This is a genomic window from Maribacter sp. C-4077 (genome assembly GCF_055378385.1).
Window position 1 is genome coordinate 2,763,699 of the sequence record NZ_AP038807.1, and the last position, 18,888, is coordinate 2,782,586.

The 18,888-nt window shown below is 42.2% G+C and carries 19 protein-coding genes and 2 tRNA genes; 7 read left to right on the forward strand and 14 right to left on the reverse strand.

Going from position 1 to position 18,888, the window contains the following annotated elements; all coding sequences use genetic code 11:
• The 6 genes from ACZ41C_RS11855 to exaC form a co-directional block, all read right to left on the reverse strand.
• Positions 1 to 519, reverse strand: coding sequence for a GNAT family N-acetyltransferase (locus ACZ41C_RS11855; RefSeq protein WP_464561621.1), 519 nt, complete (start codon positions 517 to 519; stop codon positions 1 to 3).
• A gap of 3 nt (positions 520 to 522) precedes the next feature.
• A complete protein-coding gene (locus ACZ41C_RS11860; protein WP_464561623.1) occupies positions 523 to 1,014 on the reverse strand; it encodes a DUF192 domain-containing protein in 492 nt (163 codons plus the stop codon).
• Positions 1,015 to 1,027: 13 nt separating this feature from the next.
• Positions 1,028 to 1,990: a prolipoprotein diacylglyceryl transferase gene (gene lgt / locus ACZ41C_RS11865; protein WP_464561625.1), complete on the reverse strand. Its 963-nt coding sequence runs from the start codon at positions 1,988 to 1,990 to the stop codon at positions 1,028 to 1,030.
• 87 nt (positions 1,991 to 2,077) lie between these two features.
• Positions 2,078 to 2,311 (reverse strand): membrane protein insertion efficiency factor YidD, encoded by a 234-nt coding sequence (gene yidD, locus ACZ41C_RS11870; RefSeq protein ID WP_464561627.1) that lies wholly within the window; start codon positions 2,309 to 2,311, stop codon positions 2,078 to 2,080.
• Positions 2,312 to 2,415: 104 nt separating this feature from the next.
• Positions 2,416 to 2,790, reverse strand: coding sequence for a DUF779 domain-containing protein (locus ACZ41C_RS11875; RefSeq protein WP_464561629.1), 375 nt, complete (start codon positions 2,788 to 2,790; stop codon positions 2,416 to 2,418).
• A gap of 10 nt (positions 2,791 to 2,800) precedes the next feature.
• Positions 2,801 to 4,324 (reverse strand): acetaldehyde dehydrogenase ExaC, encoded by a 1,524-nt coding sequence (gene exaC / locus ACZ41C_RS11880; protein ID WP_464561631.1) that lies wholly within the window; start codon positions 4,322 to 4,324, stop codon positions 2,801 to 2,803.
• A 205-nt stretch (positions 4,325 to 4,529) separates the two neighbouring features.
• Between exaC and ACZ41C_RS11885 the strand changes: the two genes are divergently transcribed.
• Positions 4,530 to 5,447 (forward strand): AraC family transcriptional regulator, encoded by a 918-nt coding sequence (locus tag ACZ41C_RS11885; protein ID WP_464561633.1) that lies wholly within the window; start codon positions 4,530 to 4,532, stop codon positions 5,445 to 5,447.
• A 6-nt stretch (positions 5,448 to 5,453) separates the two neighbouring features.
• On the opposite strand, the gene cysS is transcribed toward ACZ41C_RS11885, so the two are convergent.
• Both cysS and folE read right to left on the reverse strand, forming a co-directional pair.
• The gene (cysS, locus tag ACZ41C_RS11890; RefSeq protein ID WP_464561635.1) at positions 5,454 to 6,932 is read right to left on the reverse strand and encodes a cysteine--tRNA ligase; all 1,479 of its coding nucleotides are present in this window, start codon (positions 6,930 to 6,932) and stop codon (positions 5,454 to 5,456) included.
• A gap of 15 nt (positions 6,933 to 6,947) precedes the next feature.
• The gene (gene folE, locus ACZ41C_RS11895) at positions 6,948 to 7,628 is read right to left on the reverse strand and encodes a GTP cyclohydrolase I FolE (RefSeq protein WP_272636473.1); all 681 of its coding nucleotides are present in this window, start codon (positions 7,626 to 7,628) and stop codon (positions 6,948 to 6,950) included.
• A 324-nt stretch (positions 7,629 to 7,952) separates the two neighbouring features.
• On the opposite strand from folE, the gene ACZ41C_RS11900 reads away from it, so the two are divergent.
• A complete protein-coding gene (locus tag ACZ41C_RS11900) occupies positions 7,953 to 9,410 on the forward strand; it encodes a T9SS type B sorting domain-containing protein (RefSeq protein WP_464561637.1) in 1,458 nt (485 codons plus the stop codon).
• A gap of 47 nt (positions 9,411 to 9,457) precedes the next feature.
• Here the strand turns inward: ACZ41C_RS11900 and ACZ41C_RS11905 are convergent, their stop codons facing one another.
• On the reverse strand, positions 9,458 to 10,963 hold the full coding sequence (locus tag ACZ41C_RS11905; RefSeq protein ID WP_464561639.1) for an OmpP1/FadL family transporter: 1,506 nt from the start codon (positions 10,961 to 10,963) through the stop codon (positions 9,458 to 9,460).
• Positions 10,964 to 10,990: 27 nt separating this feature from the next.
• The gene (locus tag ACZ41C_RS11910; protein WP_464561641.1) at positions 10,991 to 12,322 is read right to left on the reverse strand and encodes a hypothetical protein; all 1,332 of its coding nucleotides are present in this window, start codon (positions 12,320 to 12,322) and stop codon (positions 10,991 to 10,993) included.
• 95 nt (positions 12,323 to 12,417) lie between these two features.
• Here ACZ41C_RS11910 and proS point away from each other — a divergent pair, with 95 nt between their 5' ends.
• From proS to rpsT, 4 genes are all read left to right on the forward strand, one after another.
• Positions 12,418 to 13,893, forward strand: a complete 1,476-nt coding sequence (gene proS / locus ACZ41C_RS11915) for a proline--tRNA ligase (protein ID WP_464561643.1) — start codon at positions 12,418 to 12,420, stop codon at positions 13,891 to 13,893.
• A gap of 80 nt (positions 13,894 to 13,973) precedes the next feature.
• Positions 13,974 to 14,045: transfer RNA gene (locus ACZ41C_RS11920), tRNA-Glu, on the forward strand.
• Positions 14,046 to 14,082: 37 nt separating this feature from the next.
• Positions 14,083 to 14,154 (forward strand) — tRNA-Glu (locus tag ACZ41C_RS11925).
• Positions 14,155 to 14,204: 50 nt separating this feature from the next.
• Entirely contained in the window at positions 14,205 to 14,456 is a 252-nt protein-coding gene (gene rpsT, locus ACZ41C_RS11930) for a 30S ribosomal protein S20 (RefSeq protein ID WP_100869334.1), read from the forward strand.
• Positions 14,457 to 14,516: 60 nt separating this feature from the next.
• Here the strand turns inward: rpsT and ACZ41C_RS11935 are convergent, their stop codons facing one another.
• The 3 genes from ACZ41C_RS11935 to rho all read right to left on the reverse strand — a co-directional run bounded on the left by ACZ41C_RS11935 (position 14,517) and on the right by rho (position 17,573).
• Positions 14,517 to 15,206, reverse strand: coding sequence for a hypothetical protein (locus ACZ41C_RS11935; protein ID WP_138257463.1), 690 nt, complete (start codon positions 15,204 to 15,206; stop codon positions 14,517 to 14,519).
• A gap of 3 nt (positions 15,207 to 15,209) precedes the next feature.
• Positions 15,210 to 15,845, reverse strand: a complete 636-nt coding sequence (locus ACZ41C_RS11940) for a hypothetical protein (RefSeq protein WP_154916933.1) — start codon at positions 15,843 to 15,845, stop codon at positions 15,210 to 15,212.
• Between the two features lie 123 nt (positions 15,846 to 15,968).
• Positions 15,969 to 17,573: a transcription termination factor Rho gene (rho, locus tag ACZ41C_RS11945; protein ID WP_464561646.1), complete on the reverse strand. Its 1,605-nt coding sequence runs from the start codon at positions 17,571 to 17,573 to the stop codon at positions 15,969 to 15,971.
• A 200-nt stretch (positions 17,574 to 17,773) separates the two neighbouring features.
• On the opposite strand from rho, the gene ACZ41C_RS11950 reads away from it, so the two are divergent.
• Positions 17,774 to 18,184: a DUF4293 domain-containing protein gene (locus ACZ41C_RS11950; protein WP_464561648.1), complete on the forward strand. Its 411-nt coding sequence runs from the start codon at positions 17,774 to 17,776 to the stop codon at positions 18,182 to 18,184.
• Between the two features lie 183 nt (positions 18,185 to 18,367).
• Here ACZ41C_RS11950 and ACZ41C_RS11955 read toward each other — a convergent pair whose 3' ends face one another.
• Positions 18,368 to 18,862 carry a metallophosphoesterase family protein gene (locus tag ACZ41C_RS11955; protein ID WP_272636483.1) on the reverse strand — a complete coding sequence of 165 codons (495 nt, stop codon included), beginning with the start codon at positions 18,860 to 18,862 and terminating at the stop codon, positions 18,368 to 18,370.
• Positions 18,863 to 18,888 lie beyond the last annotated feature (26 nt).

The following is an 18,888-nucleotide window of genomic DNA, read 5'->3' on the forward strand; positions in this document are numbered from 1 at the left end:
CTAAAGGTCTATTCTAAAGATGTAAACGGGATTGTTCTTATATACCGTTCTTTTTTCCAAGTGCATCCCATTTTTAAGGGCCACTTTTTTTGACGGTTCATTATCGATATGGATAATGGATATAAGGCGATTGGCCCATCCATTTTTAAAGGCGGTTTCCTTGCATTTTTGGGCGGCTTCGGAAGCGAAACCTTTACCCCAATGCGTCGGTAGAACGGAATACCCAATTTCCAATTCTTCTTGGCCGTCCACAACTTGTATCAACAAGCCACACAAACCAGCGAGGTTATCCGTGGTTTTATCAATTAGGGCGAACATCCCGCCAAGACCTTTCTGATAGCGTTCAAAAACGCGGTCAAACTGTTGGGAACAGGCAGCAATTGGATTTTGAGGAATGCCCGACCAAAACTTCGACGATCTAGGGTCTTCGTGAAAAGGCAACCAGGCATCAAAATCGTCCCTAGATAATTTTCTGAATAGTAGCCTTTCCGTTTCGGCGCCTTCCATGGAATAGTTCATGGGCTATAATCTTTCGAACGAAATGCGGTCGCCAACTTCAACAGACCAAGCATCCGATAAGCCTGCATTGACCTCCAGTACATATTTTACGGGTACTTTGGAGGATAGACCGTTCTCATTGAACGGCTGTGCATTTTTTTGGATACTGGCCACTTTCAAGTCTTCATCTATGAATAGGATGTCCAAGGGAAACTCGGTATTCTTCATATAGAACGAATGCATGGCGACATCCGGAAAAATGAACAACATGCCTTGATTCGTTTCCATGCCTTTGCGATACATGAGTCCGGTCTGTGTCTCATAATCGGTTTCGGCAATTTCAATATCCAAGGAGGATATTAGGGAATCATTTTCCTGTTTGTAAATCTGTAAAGTACCTTCCTTTGTGAAGGTTACGGGCGTTGTTTTGATTACCTTTTTCGTTTCTTCTTTACAGGATGTCAAGCCAAACAATAAAACAATCGCCAAGCCTAAAAAATGCCTTGAAAGATGCATGTGTCTTATTTGTTTAGTTTGATTTTAAAGGTCTGAACATGAAATAAAGGCCTAACAGTATAAATGGAATACTCAACCATTGCCCGGTTGACAGTACCCCTAAAGATTCCTCAAAACCGCCTTGGCTTTTCTTAACGAACTCGACAAAGAAACGAACGGTCCATAATAAAATTAAAAACAATCCAAAAAGATATCCGGGCTTGTTCTTTTTATCGGTCTTCCAATAGAGATAATACAATAGCACAAAAACAAGAATATAACAAACGCCTTCGTACAATTGCGCAGGATGCCTATAGGGAATCTCCATTAAATATTGGGAAAATTGAGGGTCGTTCTCAATGGCATCATAGGCGGCGTTGAGTGTTCTTTCCTTGGTTACGCCCAAGGCTTTTGAAGGATGGAGATCGTCAGAATCCCTGATGAATTTTGTCGCAAAGATGAAGGACTCGTCAATGGTCTTTCCATTGATTTCAGAATTGAAAAAGTTGCCCAAGCGCACACAAAAAGCTCCAATAGCTACGGGGATCGTCAACCTATCAAATATCCATAGCATGCTGAAACCGGTATGTTTTTTGGTAAACAAATAAGTGGCAATTATAATTCCAATAGTTGCCCCATGACTGGCAAGGCCCGTAAAACCCGTAAATTCATAGCCATCGATAAGTCCAAAAAGGAGACTGCCCGTATCACTTTCCCTAATGGGTAAGAGTATTTCCAACAAGTGATTTTTATAATAAGGCCAATCATAAAAGAAAACGTGGCCCAGTCTGGCTCCTAACATGGTGCCCAAAACGGTATACACAAAAAGGGAATCCAATTGTTCCACCGGTTTTTTTTCATTGACGAATATCTTCTTCATGAGATACCAACCAATGGCAAATGCAATGATCCAAAGCAGGTTATAATACTTTATTTGGATAGGGCCTAAATTAAAGAGGGTCTCGTTGGGATTCCAGATAATTCCTAAGAAGTACATGCGAGTCGATTTTGAAGGGCTAATATACGTAAATAGGAGCTATTAGGGTTGAGAAAATGACGCATCTTACGTTTGATAACTTTCCGGTCACGGTACGGGGTCATACCCTTTTCCGCCCCAAGGATTGCAACTGAAAATACGTTTAATGGATAACCAGCCACCTTTAAAGAGACCATGTTTTTTCAAGGCTTCCAAGGTGTATTGCGAACAAGTGGGCGAGTACCTGCACGTGGCGGGCGTATAGGGAGAAATGGCCAACTGGTAAAAACGCACCAAAAGTACGAAAGGGGAAATCAGTATATTTTTAAATGTAGGTTTCAACCGAAAAATATTAGGATGGCAAGTTACGCAATTAAACAAGTTGAAAATGTGAAAGGCCCGTACAAGATACGGGCCTTAATTTAATCATATCTATAATTTAATAATTACTCCCCCATACGAACAGGTTCCAAGTTTTCCGCCTCTTCTGGCGAGTAGAGTCTAGATTTGATAATGAAACGAATGCCCATTGGTATTTCCAAGGAAAAGCTGGCCCCTCTACCCGGGGTGACATCGACCGTTAGTTGGGTGTGCTTCCAATACTCAAATTGATCTTTGGAAATATAAAATTCACATCCTTCAATGGTACCCAACCATATATCGTTATCGTCTATCATTAGTTCGCCCTTTGGAAAGCACATGGGGGAAGAGCCGTCGCAACAACCCCCACTTTGGTGAAACATAAGCTCCCCGTGTTTTTCCTTGAGTTCCTTAATGATCTCTACAGCTTTTTCACTGACCAATACCCTTTTGGTTTTCATTTTATTTCTATTAAAAAAATCCCATAGGCTTCTTATCGTAAGAGATAAGCATGTTCTTCGTTTGTCTGTAATGCGCTAGCATCATCTTATGGTTTTCCCTACCGATACCGGATTTTTTATATCCACCAAAGGGTGCATGAGCGGGATAGAGGTGATAGCAGTTCACCCATACCCTACCGGCCTTGATCGCCCTAGAAACCGTATAGGCCTGGTGTGTATCCCTCGTCCATACACCAGCGCCCAGTCCGTACAAGGTATCGTTGGCGATTTCAATGGCTTCTGCCTCATCCTTAAAGGTGGTTACACAAACTACGGGTCCAAAAATCTCTTCTTGGAATACGCGCATTTTATTATTTCCTTTTAGCACGGTTGGCTGAATGTAGAATCCGCCTTCCAAGCCTTCATTGTAAGCCTGTTCACCTCCGGTCAAGACCTCACAGCCCTCTTCCTTGCCAATTTGGATATAGTTGAGGATTTTTTCAAACTGGTCGCTGGAAGCTTGGGCCCCCATCATGGTATTTGGATCTAGTGGATGTCCCATTTTAATGGCTTTCGTTCTTTCGATTACACGTTCCATAAAGGCTTCAAAAATACTTTCCTGAACGAGCATCCTAGAAGGACAAGTACATACCTCACCTTGGTTTAAAGCGAACATATTCGCCCCCTCGATACACTTGTCAAAGAATTCGTCGTCTGCGTCCATGATATTCTCAAAGAAGATATTCGGGGACTTTCCGCCCAATTCCAGGGTTACAGGCGTGATGTTTTTGGAGGCATATTGCATAATCAATTGCCCGGTTGTAGTCTCTCCGGTGAATGCGACCTTATTGATTCTTGAGCTTGATGCCAAGGGTTTGCCTGCTTCGGCTCCAAAGCCGTTAACGACGTTAAGAACACCAGCGGGAAGAATATCCTGGATCAACTCAACAAGGATAAGAATCCCTACAGGGGTCTGTTCAGCGGGCTTTAGGACTACACAGTTTCCTGCTGCCAATGCTGGGGCCAGTTTCCAAACCGCCATCAAAATAGGGAAGTTCCAAGGAATGATCTGTCCAACTACTCCCAAAGGCTCGGTAACGTTTAAGGCAACGGTATTACTGTCCAATTCACTTACGGATCCTTCTTCGGCCCTGATAACCCCGGCAAAATATCTAAAATGGTCTATGGCCAATGGTAAATCAGCTGCCCTTGTTTCGCGAATGGCCTTGCCGTTATCCCACGTCTCCGCTCTCGCCAAAACCTCCAAGTTTTTTTCCATGACATCGGCTATTTTCAAAAGCATATTGCTTCGTTCTGTTGCCGATGAATTGTTCCATGAAGGTGCTGCTTTCCATGCCGCATCAATAGCCTTTTCTATATCCTCAGCCGTAGATCTGGGAATCCTTGTAAAGGATTTTCCGTCTACCGGAGAGGTGTTTTCAAAATACTCCCCCTTTACGGGTGCCGTCCATTTTCCTCCTATGAAATTCTCATATTGATTTTTGAATGTCGGTTTTTGTAGCACGTCTTGCGCCACGGTTGCAGTGTTGCTCATCTTTTAAAATGTTTAAAAATTAAAAATTGGTTATGTGTTTGTACAGTTCTATAAAATGATTCTTTTAAAATTACTTATTGGAAAATGGAATGGTCTGACCAATTCTATGAATAAGGTGAACAATCCTATCATATTTTGCCATAATGATTATTTTGGTTCTAAATATTTGTATATTCATTATTATTCGATTGATAATTATTAAGAAATGTTAAAGTTGTCGGATACTTTTTTGGAAGGGAGACGATTGGAGACCATGGTGGAGAACCAAACCTCCTATACTTTGAAAAATGCCACCATGCATGTTTTTGAAACCCATGAGCAAGCAGATAAGGTCTTACTGAAATTTGACCAACCTGTTCTGGCCAGCATGATAGAAGGAAAAAAAGTGATGCATCTTAGGGATTACGAATCCTTCGATTTTTTGCCGGGTGAATCCCTGGTGTTGCCTGCCAATGAAACCATGTGTATCGACTTTCCCGAGGCAAAATCCAAAAACCCGACCCGTTGTCTGGCCATGGCCATTTCCGAGGAAAAAATTAGGAATGTCCTTCAGTTCATGAATGAAAGCATGACAAAGGATGACGAAAAAGAATGGAGCTTAATGGATTACAACTTCCATTTTGTGAACGACCAGGGGATTTTTCAAATTTTACAGCGATTGCTTTTTCTTTTTTCCGAAAACCATCCCTCCAAGGACTTCTTTGTAGATAATATGTTACGGGAACTCATCATACGCATATTGCAGACCAACGAACGAAAAATCTATACGAGTTCCCAAATTGCCATCAATAGCAATAATCGACTCTCCTATGTCATTAGGTACATACGTGAAAATCTCCATGAACCTTTGAATGTGGAGGATTTGAGCAAAAAGGCTTACATGAGTCCCTCGCATTTTTATAGGGTCTTTAAAAATGAACTGGGTATTTCGCCCATTGAGTTTATAAACAACGAACGGATAAAACTGGCGACCGGACTGCTTCAAGACCCAGGATTGAATATCAAGGATGTGTATATGCAATGTGGTTTTGAAAGTAGGTCCTACTTTAACCGCGTTTTTAAGCACAGGCAACAGCTTTCCCCTAGTGAGTATCAATCTAAAATAAAAACGATACAGTATTAACCTTGGTTATAGGCTGTACGTAGTACCTTCCTTACCATCCTTTAGTTGGATGCCCAGTTCGGCCAATTGATCCCGAATTTTGTCCGAAGTAGCAAAATCCCTGTTTTCCCTTGCTTCTTTTCTTAACTGTATCAACAACTCTACGACCCCGCTCAATTTTTCCAAGTCCGCATTGGAGCTTTGCTTGTCCTCAAGGCCCAACACGTCAAAGACAAAACTCTTCATCGTATCAAAAAGAATTTCCTTGTCCTCTTTGGTAATCGTTTCGGAACCTTCCTTGATAAGATTGATATGCTTCACGGCATCAAAAAGTTTCGCAATGAGAATTGGTGTGTTAAAATCGTCGTTCATGGCATCGTAGCAGGAATGTTTCCAAGTTGGTACATCAAAATCCGACTTGCTTCCAATCGGCAGGCTATTAATGGATTTGATGGAATCCATTAGTTTATTGAAGCCTTTTTCCGAAGCTAGTAAAGCATCGTTGCTGATATCCAAAATACTTGTATAATGTGCCTGCATCATAAAGAAACGTACCATGGCCGGTGAAAATGGTTTGCTAAGAATATCGTTTTCACCGGAAAAAATTTCCCCGGGAAGGATGCTATTTCCAGTGGATTTGGCCATTTTCTTGCCGTTTAAGGTCAACATATTGGCGTGCATCCAGTATTTTACGGGCGACTTCCCATTACTAGCTTCAGCTTGCGCTATTTCACATTCGTGGTGCGGGAATTTCAAATCCATTCCCCCTCCATGGATATCAAAGGTCTCCCCAAGATATTTGGTGCTCATGGCGGTACACTCCAAATGCCAACCAGGAAATCCGTCACCCCAAGGAGAAGGCCATCGCATGATATGTTCCGGCTCCGCTTTTTTCCATAGGGCAAAATCCTGTGGGCTTTTTTTATCGTCTTGGGCCGTGAGTTCGCGGGTATTGGCGATCATGTCCTCCAATTTTCTTCCGCTTAATTTACCGTATTCGTTGGTCTCGTTGAACTTTACAACATCAAAATAAACGGAGCCGTTCACCTCATAGGCATAACCCTTCTCCAGGATGTCCTTTATGATTTCAATCTGCTCAATGATATGTCCGGTCGCCGTAGGCTCTATACTTGGCGGAAGAAAATTGAATTTTTCCAGTATATTATGAAAGTCCACGGTATAACGCTGAACGACTTCCATAGGTTCCAACTGTTCCAATCGTGCCTTTTTTGCAATTTTGTCCTCACCATCTTCCGCATCGTCCACCAAATGCCCGGCATCCGTAATGTTTCGCACATACCTCACTTTATAACCCAAATGACGGAAATATCTGAAAATCATATCGAAGGACATGAAAGTCCTACAATTTCCAAGATGCACGTTGCTATACACGGTGGGGCCACAGACGTACATACCAATGTGGCCTTCGTTTATGGGAATAAAAGTTTCTTTTTTGCCAGTAAGTGAATTATGGACCTTTATTGTTTGCTCTTGATACAATGGCATTTTATGAGGATGAAATTAAAATTGCGTGTCCATGTTTATATATTCGAGGAATTCATTCCTGATGGCCTCTTGCTTGAACTTGCCGCCATATTCCGCAGTTACGGTACTACTTTCAATGTCACGGATTCCCCGGGAATTCACACAGAGATGTTTGGCGTCTATGACGCACGCGACATCCTCCGTGCCCAAAACTTTCTGAAGTTCCCGTACAATTTGAATATTCAATCTTTCCTGAACTTGAGGTCTTTTGGCATAGTAATCCACAATACGGTTCATCTTGGAAAGTCCCACCACAGAGCCATTTGAGATATAAGCGACATGGGCCCGGCCCACAATAGGCAATAAATGGTGTTCACAGGTAGAGTAGAGCGTGATGTTCTTTTCCACCAACATCTCGCCATACTTGTACTTGTTGTCAAATGTGGAAGAATTGGGTTTTCTATCGGGGTGCAGGCCTCCAAAAATTTCCTTCACGAACATTTTTGCAACCCTATTGGGCGTGCCCTTAAGGCTATCATCCTCCAGATCCATTCCCAAAGTGAGAAGGATTTCCCTAACACTTCCCTTGATTCTTTCAATCTTTTCTTCATCACTAAGAAGGAAGGCGTCCTTACGTAAAGGGGTCTCTTCCGACGAGGAAATGTGGTCATCTCCCAACTGTTCAAAATGTTCCTCCAATGTACCCTCTGTTTTCATGTAAACTGAACTTTAACAAGGGGCAAAGATATGCATTATATAATACTTAATGCCATTTCAAGGCCCCATACCTATTATAAATAGATGTTAAGTTTGGGGGGGTCGTATTTTGTTGAAGGATGCCCAAATTCACTTGCGCTATATATTTTTTCCCTCAATATTTGGTACAGGTAATCTTCTTGTTAATAGGATTTTACAATTAGTTTAGAGTGACAGGACGTGCCGTTTATCGATTAAGTGTCCAAATAATCCGTTGAAAAATACTAAAGCCAGTATTACCCAGTTATTATATACGTTAAAGTATATTTCTAGCCCCATTAAAATATGCGAATACTAGTCGCTACTATTTGCTGTTTGCTCCTACTAATTTGCAAGGCAAATGCCCAAAACTCGCCAGATTGTAGAACCGCCATCCCTGTCTGTGCCGATGCCCCTATAATGGGATTGGCTGACGGTGGTGGCGATATAGATGATTTTGATCCGGAAGTTATTCGGCAAACCGGATGTTTGGAAAAAGGAAGCGTAAGCTCTGCGAACATAGAAAACAACACCTCTTGGTTTGTATTTAGGGCAGGTACCGGAGGGCAGGTAGGCTTTGATATTGAGGCTTTACCGTCCGGAGGAAATTCAACCCCAACGGCCGAATGGGATTTTGCCGTTTATGGTCCTTATGACCAATTGAGTGGACAGAATTTTTGTTCAATCATTGGTGATGGCACCTCGGAGCCCATACGGTGTAATTATGAAGTGAACAACACGAATTTTACGGGTATAGGCGTTAATCCCGAAAACGGTCAGGAAGGAGCTCCGTTTTTGGTGGGTAGCCAAAATACCTATGATGAATGGTTGGATGTTCAACCTGGTGAAATCTACTATATCTTAATCAATAATTTCAATACGAATTTCGATGGCAATCCTGAGCCTTTTATGTTAACGTTTACGGGTAATTCCGTAAACGAGAACCAAAATACGGCCTTGGATTGTACGTTGCGAGACGAGTTTTTGGGTTTGGATATCATAGCTTGTGAAGGCGACCCTGATATCGTTTTGAGTGCCTTGAATTCGCCAGCTGGTTCTGATATTGCAAATGTGGAATGGACGGTGGATTATGAAGACGATGGAGTTGTGGATGGCACTTTGGCCGGTTCTGGTCCTTTTGGAGCGGAATTAGTTGTTACCAGTCCAAATTCAGGAAGATATTTTGCCACTATCACCACAGCATCGGGTACTCCGCCTACGGTGGCCGACTTGGGCGGTATTCTAATTACCTTTTATGGAATTCCAATTTTGAATCGCGTGGAGGTTTTGGAGACCAATTTGTCCGTTGACCCAGATGCCAACAATGTTGAGATATTTGTGGATGGCGATGGTGATTATGAGTATGCCATTAATGGAGGGGCTTTTCAAGATGATCCCGTCTTTCTAGATATTCCACCCGGTATCAATACAGTGGTAATCAATGATAAGAACGGCTGCGGTATTACGGAACCGGTAGAGTTTTTAGTGGTTGGATATCCCAAGTTTTTTACGCCCAATGGGGATACTGTTAATGACGAATGGAACGTACAAGGAATTGAAACCCTTACGAATCCAATCGTATATATTTTTGATAGATACGGAAAACTGCTAAAACAATTGGGTGCAGTTGAAGGTTGGGATGGTACATACAATGGCAGACCCATGCCATCGACGGATTATTGGTTTCGGTTTGAGTACGAAGAGGACGATGCAGGAGTTCTGGTGGCCAAAACACGACAATCCCATTTTACCCTAAAACGATAAAAAAAGGACCGAATCATTCGGTCCTTTTTTAATTTTGTTTCATCGGATTAAAAATTCAGGGTGTAGCTCAAAGTACCAAAGGTGTTAGTCCTTGTAATCATGGAGGGCGTGTTCAGTCCTGTGTCAAAAAGCCTTTCGTTCATATCCTGCGAAGTTTGGCTTAGTGCCAGATCCAATCGGCTTCCTCCAAAATTAAAACCAACACCCGCCGAGAAACCGTTTAGGTCATTTATTGTATCTCCATTCACATAGGGACTTTGTTCGTATCTATATCCTCCACGTAGACTTACCATGCCCAATCGGTATTCACCTCCAAGTCGTATGGTGGAAACACCGCCCAACTCGTTTGAAATTTGATTGTTTACGTTTTGAAAGCTATTGTCATTTGCAGGTCTTAATTCCGCTTGTGAAAAATCCTGATAACCATAGTCCAAACTTAACAATCCATTTTTGCCAAAGACCAAGGCAACGCTACCGTTTAATCTGGCAGGGGTTTTGACGGTATATCTTTCGAACAGGTTTACGATGTTGAAATCGATAAAATTAATATCGTCATCGGCCAAATCGGAATTTATTCTTTGGGAAAAATCATCCGTAAGTCTATACCATGTAGGGGATTGATAACTAGCGCCCAAACGAACAAAATCGTTTAATTTGGCAATCGCCCCTAAACTAAATGAAAACCCGTTTCCTTCGGTGCTCAATAAATTGTCAAACGTTGTATTTTGGATAGGTGAATCCGTATCGTAACCATTTTCGGTGAACTGCGTCAACTGGTCGTAGATAACATTGTGAAAATTCAGGGAAGCCCCTAAATATAGGTTGTCCCTAAACTGACTGGCCGCATTTACGGTAAACTTACTATTGTATCCCGTAGTCGTTTTTAAAAATTCTTGGTTCACGGAGGAGTATCCTGTATTGCTTATGTAATTCGTGGTGGCGTCATCCGGACTTTCAGGATCTAAAATTCCGCCATAATAACCTAAGAATGCCTGTTGGTCACGAAAACCTTGAACCGCGCCAATATCAAGATAGGCATCTTCAATAAATTCATCCTCTTGAATAAGAATGGAGCCAAAGGGTACTCCTTGGGCAAAATTCAAGAAGTAATTATCGATGCCTTGATTGCTATTTCCTGTAATGAAGACCTCGTTCTCAAAACTTTGGGTCATGTCATAGTTGAAAGCCAAGGAAAACTTTTTCCAGTCGGAATTTTGATTGGTGTTGTTAAAGACAAAGGCACCCCCTATTTGGTTCAAATCGATTTCATTCCGATTTGTATTGGATAACGTTCCAAAATAATTTGCATCGTTTTCCCTTCTAAAATGTGTACCCGAAAGGGTCATTAAGCTATTGTTAAAAACCGCGGAACCAGCAGGGTTTATGTTTATGGCGGACATATCTCCTCCTAGTGCGCCAAAAGCGCCACCCATGGCCTGAAATCTTGCCGTGCCCGGAAGTTCCTCGAGACCGTAACGCAGGACATCGTTAATATTTTGTGCGCTGGCCGTAAGGCAAAGGCATAGTGTTATGAAAGTGAATATTCTTTTCATCTTGCAATCTTTTTAAAGTTGAACTGATTAGCGGTTGCTACGACCACCTGAAGATCTACCACCTCCGGAAGATCTACCTCCGCCACCGGATGAACGGGACGACCCGCCACCTCCTGAACTTCTGTAGCTTCCTCCAGAACTACTCCTTCCAGAACTATAATTACCTCCGGAACTACTTCTGCCGGAACTATAGCTTCTACCGGAACTATAGCCCCTACTGGAACCCATGCTCCTGGAAGTGCCATAAGAAGAACTACTTCTTCCAGAACTGGATCCTCTATAGGAAGAGGTTCTAGGGGTTACGGCCCTACTGGTCCTACCGGACATGTCACTTCTGCTATAGGTTGATGATGACCTTGCCGTTCCACTGTAATAGCCATTACTTCTTGAATTACTATAATATCTTGGTGTGGCCCGTGTGCTCCTACTGGTTCTATAGGCCCTATTCTGGTCAGCGCTTACCGTACGTCTGCTCAATGAGCTGCTTCTTGTGTTGGCAGAACTCCTTGCGGAAACCGCCCTATCCGAAGTTCTGTATCTAGGGGAAGTACCCCTCGTATTTACGTTTGATCTGCCACGCAATGCGGTTGAACCATTGTTTACGGTATTGTAATAGCCGCGTCTTGTCCTGTTGTTTGAGAACGCATAATTTCTTCTGAAGTTGTTGCCATAATAGCCTCCCCAGCCCCAATTACCGGCCCAGCCCCAATTGTTCCATCCGTTCCAGCCCCAATTGTTCCAGCCCCAACCAAAACCGCCTCCCCAGCCCCAGTTGTTCCAGCCCCAAGGATTGTTCCATCCCCAGCCCCAACGGTTCCAGCGATTCCAGCCCCAATTGTTCCAGCCCCAACCGAAGCCGCCACCCCAGCCCCAGTTGTTCCAAAGCCAAGGATCGTTCCAGCCCCAACCGAAGCCGCCACCCCAGCCCCAATTGTTCCAGCCATTATCATAAACATTTATAACAACGTTTTGGCCGTTATCGCCCCAACCTCCAAAACCTTGGTAGTCGTTTGGGCTATCATAATAATCGGTCAATTGATTTTGAGGAATACTATCGTTAAGGTCGTTACTGGAATACGAATCTACGTCCGTAAATATCTCGCTATCCAAGATTTGACCATATTGATCGGCCTTTTGTCCAAAATACTCCGTAAAGGTATCGGACTCCTCTGACCTGGTCGTAGGATTGTATTGCCTATCCGGTCTACGTTCCACGGTTCTAGGGGTATCATCGGCGTAGATTCCGTCGTTGTCGTAATAAGAAGCTTGTTGGTATGAACCACAAGAAACCACTAGCATTACCAGTGAAGCAACCATCAGTCCATATAAATATTTGGTGTGGGATGTGGAATATATCATCGTTCTAAAATTATATTGTTGAACATAGTAAAAATAACTAGTTTTACCGCATTATTTTCTTTAATAAGCACAAGATTTGTGCCAAACTCCGAACAATGGGTAAAAATTTGACTTCTAGAAGCGAGGATTATTCCAAATGGTATAATGAGTTGGTCGTTAAGGCCGATTTGGCCGAAAACTCCGGCGTAAGGGGCTGTATGGTCATCAAGCCTTACGGCTATGCTATTTGGGAAAAAATGCAAGCAGTCCTAGACAAAATGTTCAAGGATACGGGACACGAAAATGCCTATTTTCCGCTATTCATCCCCAAATCATATTTGAGCAAGGAGGCCAGTCATGTAGAGGGCTTTGCAAAGGAATGTGCCGTGGTAACCCATTACCGACTAAAAAATAATGAGGACGGAACCGGAATCATTGTAGACCCCGATGCCAAACTGGAAGAGGAATTGATCGTGAGGCCAACTTCGGAAACCATCATCTGGGATACCTTTAGAAAGTGGATCCAATCCTATAGGGATTTGCCTTTGTTGATAAATCAGTGGGCGAATGTTGTTCGATGGGAAATGCGCACCCGACTTTTTCTTAGAACCGCAGAGTTTTTATGGCAGGAGGGGCATACGGCCCATGCCACGGAACAAGAAGCGATCGAGGAGGCGGAACAGATGATGCATGTTTATGCCGAATTTGCGGAGGAACACATGGCCGTTCCGGTTATCAAGGGATTAAAAACCCCAAGTGAGCGATTCGCGGGAGCCATTGAAACGTATTGTATAGAGGCTTTGATGCAGGACGGTAAGGCATTACAGGCTGGTACGTCCCATTTTTTAGGTCAGAATTTCGCCAAGGCCTTCGATGTGAAATTTGCGAGCAAAGAAGGAAACAAAGAGTATGTTTGGGCCACTTCTTGGGGGGTTTCTACACGCTTGATGGGTGCGTTGATCATGACCCACTCAGATGACAATGGTTTGGTGCTTCCCCCAAAATTGGCACCAATTCAAGTAGTAATCGTACCTATTTACAAAGGTTTGGAGCAGTTGGATGAAATTTCCGAAAATGTAAAGCCTCTTGTAACCGAATTAAGGGCCAAGGGAATATCCGTGAAATATGACGATAGGGACACGCAAAAACCTGGGTTCAAATTCAACGAATACGAATTGAAGGGGGTTCCCATCCGTTTGGCCATTGGGCAGCGCGATCTTGCCAATGGTACTTATGAGGTGGCACGAAGGGATACTTTGGAAAAATCCACGGTACCCGCTAGCGAAGTCGTTGAGAAAATCGAATTTTTGTTGGAGGATATTCAAAAAACAATTTATAGGAAGGCCTTTGATTACAGAAAAGAGCATATTACAAAGGTTGAAACCTATGATGAGTTCAAGGATATTCTGGAAACCAAGGGAGGCTTCATATCCGCCCATTGGGATGGAACCGCAGAAACTGAGGATCGCATAAAGGAAGAAACCAAAGCAACCATTCGTTGTATACCTTTGGATGCTAAGGATGAGGAAGGTAGTTGTATTTTGACAGGTAAACCATCCTATAAGAGAGTGTTGTTCGCAAAGGCTTATTAAAAGATTTTAAAAAATCATAATTGGGAGTTGCGATAGTGAAAAATAATTGTATTTTTGCATCCGCAATTACGCAAAGTAATGGCCCGTTCGTCTAGGGGTTAGGACGCCAGGTTTTCATCCTGGTAACAGGGGTTCGATTCCCCTACGGGCTACGAAGATTTGGAACGTAATGTTCCGTATTGGCTTAATGGCCCGTTCGTCTAGGGGTTAGGACGCCAGGTTTTCATCCTGGTAACAGGGGTTCGATTCCCCTACGGGCTACTAGAAATAAATGGATACAGGAATCCACCAAAATATAATTAGGAAATAAGATGGCAAACCATAAGTCGGCATTAAAAAGAATCAGAAGAAACGAAGCGGTACGTTTACGTAATAGGTATCAGCATAAAACCACACGTAATGCAATCAAGAAATTGCGTACCGAGGAAAACAAGAAGGATGCCGAGGCATTATTGCCAAGTGTAGTAAGTATGATCGACCGTTTGGCAAAACGCAATATCATCCATAGCAATAAGGCCGCCAATTTAAAAAGCAAATTGGCAAAACATGTAGCTGCCCTTTAAGAATAGTTAAAAACATATTTTTTTTTAGACCCTCCATTATGGAGGGTTTTTTTATGATTTTTATCCAAAGGCCCTTTTTCTGGAAACAAAAAAACCAATGCAGAAACTCAAGTGCATGAGTATAATTAGAATGTGTAGAATTGACCGAAAACCATAGTCCAGCCAAAGCTGATATCTCAGATATCCGACTACGAAAAGTATTGGAGCGAAAATGTGAAAAATGATTAAACCCAGACTCACCCAGAAAACAAGGTTGTAGGGTTGAACAACGGGAAGATGCGATTTCCGTTTATCGTAGAAATATAGAAAAATGATGAATAAGAGCGTCCAAGAAGCAACGGCATTTGCATAGAAAAGGGTGGTATGCGTAGGATTTTGGAAAAAACAGGATATCAAATAGGTCAGCATTGCCAAAATACTTACGGTACGTATCCAACTTTTGTACTTCTTGTCTTTAATCAAATTCCAGTACACGTAGAAAAAGAAAGGAAAAAAAATCAAATCATAGATATTGTAAATAATATCGTTGAATCCTGTGTCCTGGACATTTGGAAAAAATGAAAAATCCGGATAGTATCTAATGAAATAACCCAAAATTTCATTCAACAGTGTATAGGCCAGTATTGCCGGTAGGTACTTTAAATACGTATCGAAATATTTCGGGTAGGCGATTATGGACAGGATTAAGGAAAAAATATAGGCAAAAATGAAATAGTCCCTCTGTAGGAAATCAACTAGTTCTTGTAGCATCTGTTAGAAGTCGGTTTTGGGTGGAGGTCCTCCATTCCCTCTATTTAAAGTCAGACTTGTTCCTCCTTGCAAAACCGGGGCGGCGTTTGTTTTAGGGATGAATGAGGCTTCGGATTTTTCCCTTCCCTCCTTTGAATTATCACCTTGTTGGGAAGCAATCCAATCGCGCACTAACTTGGCCTTCCCTTCTGCATCAATAAAAATGCCCCCGTAGGCCCCGTCAACTTGGGCTGTGGGTAACAGAAATACCGTGTTTTTATTAGGATATCTTCGGCTTGTGTTTCCATAATTTCCCAGATATATCCGAATGCTATCGGCCTCTGTACCTCCATTTTTTGCCTCCTGTTTCACATATTTGAGGTAGTTTTCAAGAACTTCTATTTCAAAAGAAATAAACTGGGTAGGTTCAAAAGGATTTTCGTCCTTTTGGTTTTCCGATTCCATTTTTTCTATGAAAGCGGCCCTTCTATTTTTGTAGTTTTCGTAAAGTGAGTCCGCTTCCTCTAGGGATATAATTTGTTTGGGGGCGGTAAGTACTTCTTCCTTGACTTCTGTAGGCGGTTTTTCCTGATTTTGTTTGCAAGAAACCAAGGGAATCAAAAAAATAAAAATCAGGAGAGGTTTGCATAAATTCTTCATAGGTTCAGGATATTGGTTAAATTCTCAGGGGAAACTTCTTTAAAGATAGGGTTTTATTTCAATTTAGGGTATAAAAAAGCTCCAGTGGTGACCCATTGGAGCTTTATTTTATTTGGTCCAGGATTACTGATTCATAGTCATTAAGAACTCCTCGTTGTTCTTTGTTTGTTTGAATCGTTGCTCTATGAACTCCATTGCTTCGACCGGGTTCATATCTGCAAGGTATTTGCGCATGATCCACATACGTTGTAAGGTGTTTTCATCCAATAACAAATCGTCTCGCCTTGTACTTGAAGAAGTAAGGTCTATGGCGGGGAATATTCTTCTATTGGCAATTTTACGATCTAATTGAAGTTCCATATTTCCGGTACCTTTAAATTCCTCAAAGATAACCTCGTCCATTTTAGAACCGGTTTCGGTAAGCGCCGTAGCGATGATGGAAAGGGACCCTCCATTTTCAATATTTCTGGCCGCTCCAAAGAATCTTTTTGGTTTATGAAGCGCATTGGCGTCCACACCACCACTGAGCACCTTACCTGAAGCGGGTTGAACCGTATTGTAGGCCCTTGCCAATCGGGTAATGGAGTCCAGGAGTATCACTACGTCATGACCGCATTCTACCAATCTTTTCGCTTTTTCAAGAACGATGTTCGCTACACGAACATGTTCAGAGGCTTCCTTGTCAAAGGTAGAGGCTACAACTTCGCCACGAACGTTTCGTTGCATATCGGTAACTTCTTCAGGTCGCTCGTCAATTAACAGTATAATTTGATATACCTCTGGATGATTTGCCGCAATACCGTTGGCAATGTCCTTCAATAACATCGTTTTACCGGTCTTGGGCTGTGAAACGATCATGCCCCTCTGTCCTTTTCCAATGGGTGAGAACAAATCGATGATTCTTGTTGAGATGGTACTTTGCTTTTCTGCCAAATTGAATTTTTCCCTTGGGAAGAGTGGGGTCAAGTGTTCAAACGATACCCGGTCACGAACCACTTGCGGATCGATTCCATTAATCTTATTGACCTTGATCAGTGGGAAGTATTTTTCGCCCTCTTTTGGGGGTCGGACATTACCCAATACCGTATCTCCTGGTTTTAGGCCAAAAAGACGGATTTGGGATTGTGACACATAAATGTCGTCTGGTGAGGACAGGTAATTATAATCGGAAGATCTAAGAAATCCGTAACCGTCCTGCATAATGTCCAGTACGCCTTCGCTGGTGATGATGCTGTCGAACTCATATTCGGGTTCTTTGTACCTATTTTTAAGGTCTTTGTCAAAATTACTCTTGTCATGGGTGTTACGCGAGTGATTTTGTTTTCGATTGTTCTGATTTTTATTCTGTTGCGAGCTTTTTTGAATGTCCCTTTTAGAATCGTTATCGTTACCTTTTTGACGGGGCTTGGTGTTCCTTTGCTCGTTGGAATTTGTTTTTGGGGTATCGTTGCTTTGGGCCTCGTTGGTTTCCGATGGCTTTGCGGAAGCATCCTTCTCTTCTTGTTTTTCGACCTTGCTTCTGGAAATCCTAGGTTTTTTGGTCTTTGGTTTTTCCGGTTCCGAGGGTGCCACGGTAGCCGCCACTTTTGGGTTTGCCGCCTGTAAGTCTAGAATCTGATAGACGAGGTCCAGTTTTTTTAAGGTCTTAAATTTGGGAACGTTTAGTTCTTTGGCAATTTCCTGAAGCTCAGGAAGCTTTTTTGATTTTAAATCTGAAATCTCAAACATTAAATATGTAAATAAGTTAAATGTATTTTCCAGGGATACGAAGAAATCTGACTCTAAATTAATAGGATAAAGAGGGATAAGGTTTCCCTTTGGTAAGTGTTAAAATCATTAACGTTACAATATTACAAATTATTTTCAATATTTGGTGGATAATTCTTAAAAAGACCTTTATTTTTGTGCCTCCAAGGACCATAAAGAGTATGATTCAAAGAATTCAGACCGTTTATTTAATTGTTGTTGCACTATTGTCCGGTGTGCTGCCGTTCTTTGTAAATCTGTGGTCAGATGCCAAAGGGCAGGAAATTTATGCGAGCAATGAGATTTTGGTATCCATATTGTTTTATATAATTGGGGCCTTGGCCTTATGGACCATTTTTTTATTTAAAAAAAGAAAGAACCAGTTTGTGTTGAACCGGTTGAACATGATATTAAACCTTTTTTTACTAGGACTTTTCGTTTATCGGTCCCTAAATCTATCCGGAGAGACTACAGTTTCTGAGAAGGGTATTGGGATGCTGATTCCTGTATTTTCTATCGTTTTTTTAGCCCTTGCCAATAGGGCGATTAAAAAGGATGAAGATCTTGTAAAATCTGTGGATCGTCTACGTTAAACCTAACATCTTAGTAGTATTAGTGCGAAAACCCGGGGTAGTTCCCGGGTTTTTATTTACAATACCAAAGGGTTTAAATATTCCGGTTTGAGTTACTTGCAATTAAGTTTTTTTCTGCCGATACTTTCCTTGGAATTGACCATCAAGCTCCCAATCCGTTTGTGCGGGCTTTCTAAACCTAGCTTACCTTTTTCCAAGCTCTATAACTTCCAAATCTTTAATTTCCTTTCCGTCTATGGTAAACCGTAACATGGTCCTCACTTGGTGAAACCCATGTTTGCCGCAGGCACCGGGATTCATATGTAACAGACCTACATTTTTATCCCACATAACTTTTAAAATATGGGAATGGCCGCAGATGAAGAGTTTTGGGGGATTTTTTTTGATTTCCCCGCGTGTGTTGGGGTTGTACTTGGGAGGGTATCCTCCAATGTGTGTAATCCAAACATCCACTTCCTCGCACATAAACCTATTGTTTAGCGGGTATTCCTGTTGGATACTGTGATCGTCAATATTGCCGTAAACGGCCCTTAACGGTTTTAAAGCGGAAAGTGCATCACATACCTCTAGCGAACCAATGTCCCCCGCATGCCAGATTTCATCCGCCATGGCGGCATATTTCAAAATGGTCTCGTCCAAATGGGAATGGGTATCGGAAAGCAAAAGGATTTTGGTCATAATTTTGGTATCGGCACAAAGGCCTT